The sequence below is a fragment of the Pseudomonas arcuscaelestis genome, assembly GCF_016881005.1.
In the GTDB taxonomy this organism is placed as follows: Bacteria; Pseudomonadota; Gammaproteobacteria; order Pseudomonadales; family Pseudomonadaceae; genus Aquipseudomonas; species Aquipseudomonas arcuscaelestis.
Window position 1 is genome coordinate 1 of the sequence record NZ_JACOPV010000039.1, and the last position, 3,034, is coordinate 3,034.

At 51.6% G+C, this 3,034-nt stretch carries 1 rRNA gene; it reads right to left on the minus strand.

Going from position 1 to position 3,034, the window contains the following annotated elements:
* Nucleotides 1–26: 26 nt before the first annotated feature.
* Nucleotides 27–2,917 (minus strand): 23S ribosomal RNA (locus tag H8F21_RS28995).
* Nucleotides 2,918–3,034: the final 117 nt, after the last annotated feature.

Consider the following 3,034-nt stretch of genomic DNA (forward strand, 5'->3'; position numbering starts at 1 on the left):
TTCGACGCAAATTGCTTGGGTGTTATATGGTCAAGCCTCACGGGCAATTAGTATTGGTTAGCTCAACGCCTCACAGCGCTTACACACCCAACCTATCAACGTCGTAGTCTTCGACGGCCCTTCAGGGAGCTCAAGGCTCCAGTGAGATCTCATCTTGAGGCAAGTTTCCCGCTTAGATGCTTTCAGCGGTTATCTCTCCCGAACATAGCTACCCGGCAATGCCACTGGCGTGACAACCGGAACACCAGAGGTTCGTCCACTCCGGTCCTCTCGTACTAGGAGCAGCCCCTCTCAAATCTCAAACGTCCACGGCAGATAGGGACCGAACTGTCTCACGACGTTCTAAACCCAGCTCGCGTACCACTTTAAATGGCGAACAGCCATACCCTTGGGACCGGCTTCAGCCCCAGGATGTGATGAGCCGACATCGAGGTGCCAAACACCGCCGTCGATATGAACTCTTGGGCGGTATCAGCCTGTTATCCCCGGAGTACCTTTTATCCGTTGAGCGATGGCCCTTCCATACAGAACCACCGGATCACTAAGACCTACTTTCGTACCTGCTCGACGTGTCTGTCTCGCAGTCAAGCGCGCTTTTGCCTTTATACTCTACGACCGATTTCCGACCGGTCTGAGCGCACCTTCGTACTCCTCCGTTACTCTTTAGGAGGAGACCGCCCCAGTCAAACTACCCACCATACACTGTCCTCGATCCGGATAACGGACCTGAGTTAGAACCTCAAAGTTGCCAGGGTGGTATTTCAAGATTGGCTCCACGCGAACTGGCGTCCACGCTTCAAAGCCTCCCACCTATCCTACACAAGCAAATTCAAAGTCCAGTGCAAAGCTATAGTAAAGGTTCACGGGGTCTTTCCGTCTAGCCGCGGATACACTGCATCTTCACAGCGATTTCAATTTCACTGAGTCTCGGGTGGAGACAGCGCCGCCATCGTTACGCCATTCGTGCAGGTCGGAACTTACCCGACAAGGAATTTCGCTACCTTAGGACCGTTATAGTTACGGCCGCCGTTTACCGGGGCTTCGATCAAGAGCTTCGCGTTAGCTAACCCCATCAATTAACCTTCCGGCACCGGGCAGGCGTCACACCCTATACGTCCACTTTCGTGTTTGCAGAGTGCTGTGTTTTTAATAAACAGTCGCAGCGGCCTGGTATCTTCGACCGGCATGAGCTTACGGAGCAAGTCCTTCACCCTCACCGGCGCACCTTCTCCCGAAGTTACGGTGCCATTTTGCCTAGTTCCTTCACCCGAGTTCTCTCAAGCGCCTTGGTATTCTCTACCCAACCACCTGTGTCGGTTTGGGGTACGGTTCCTAGTTATCTGAAGCTTAGAAGCTTTTCTTGGAAGCATGGCATCAACCACTTCGTCGCCTAAAGGCAACTCGTCATCAGCTCTCGGCCTTAAGATCCCGGATTTACCTAAGATCTCAGCCTACCACCTTAAACTTGGACAACCAACGCCAAGCTGGCCTAGCCTTCTCCGTCCCTCCATCGCAATAACTAGAAGTACAGGAATATTAACCTGTTTTCCATCGACTACGCTTTTCAGCCTCGCCTTAGGGACCGACTAACCCTGCGTCGATTAACGTTGCGCAGGAAACCTTGGTCTTTCGGCGTGGGAGTTTTTCACTCCCATTGTCGTTACTCATGTCAGCATTCGCACTTCTGATACCTCCAGCAAGCTTCTCAACTCACCTTCACAGGCTTACAGAACGCTCCTCTACCGCGTCACCTAAGTGACACCCGTAGCTTCGGTGTATGGTTTGAGCCCCGTTACATCTTCCGCGCAGGCCGACTCGACTAGTGAGCTATTACGCTTTCTTTAAAGGGTGGCTGCTTCTAAGCCAACCTCCTAGCTGTCTAAGCCTTCCCACATCGTTTCCCACTTAACCATAACTTTGGGACCTTAGCTGACGGTCTGGGTTGTTTCCCTTTTCACGACGGACGTTAGCACCCGCCGTGTGTCTCCCATGCTCGGCACTTGTAGGTATTCGGAGTTTGCATCGGTTTGGTAAGTCGGGATGACCCCCTAGCCGAAACAGTGCTCTACCCCCTACAGTGATACATGAGGCGCTACCTAAATAGCTTTCGAGGAGAACCAGCTATCTCCGAGCTTGATTAGCCTTTCACTCCGATCCACAGGTCATCCGCTAACTTTTCAACGGTAGTCGGTTCGGTCCTCCAGTCAGTGTTACCTAACCTTCAACCTGCCCATGGATAGATCGCCCGGTTTCGGGTCTATACCCAGCGACTAAACGCGCTATTAACACTCGCTTTCGCTACGCCTCCCCTATTCGGTTAAGCTCGCCACTGAATATAAGTCGCTGACCCATTATACAAAAGGTACGCAGTCACCTAACAAAGTAGGCTCCCACTGCTTGTACGCATACGGTTTCAGGATCTATTTCACTCCCCTCTCCGGGGTTCTTTTCGCCTTTCCCTCACGGTACTGGTTCACTATCGGTCAGTCAGTAGTATTTAGCCTTGGAGGATGGTCCCCCCATATTCAGACAAAGTTTCTCGTGCTCCGTCCTACTCGATTTCATGACTAAGAGATTTTCGCGTACAGGGCTATCACCCACTATGGCCGCACTTTCCAGAGCGTTCCGCTAATCTCAAAGCCACTTAAGGGCTAGTCCCCGTTCGCTCGCCACTACTAAGGGAATCTCGGTTGATTTCTTTTCCTCAGGGTACTTAGATGTTTCAGTTCCCCTGGTTCGCCTCTTGCACCTATGTATTCAGTACAAGATACCCAGCTTATGCTGGGTGGGTTCCCCCATTCAGAGATCTCCGGATCAAAGTCTGTTTGCCGACTCCCCGAAGCTTATCGCAGGCTACCACGTCTTTCATCGCCTCTGACTGCCAAGGCATCCACCGTATGCGCTTCTTCACTTGACCATATAACCCCAAGCAATCTGGTTATACTGTGAAGACGACATTCGCCGAAAATTCGCAAAACTCTTAAGAGTCACTCACAAATTTTACCTTAGCCTGAACAACACCAGTGAAAGTGCT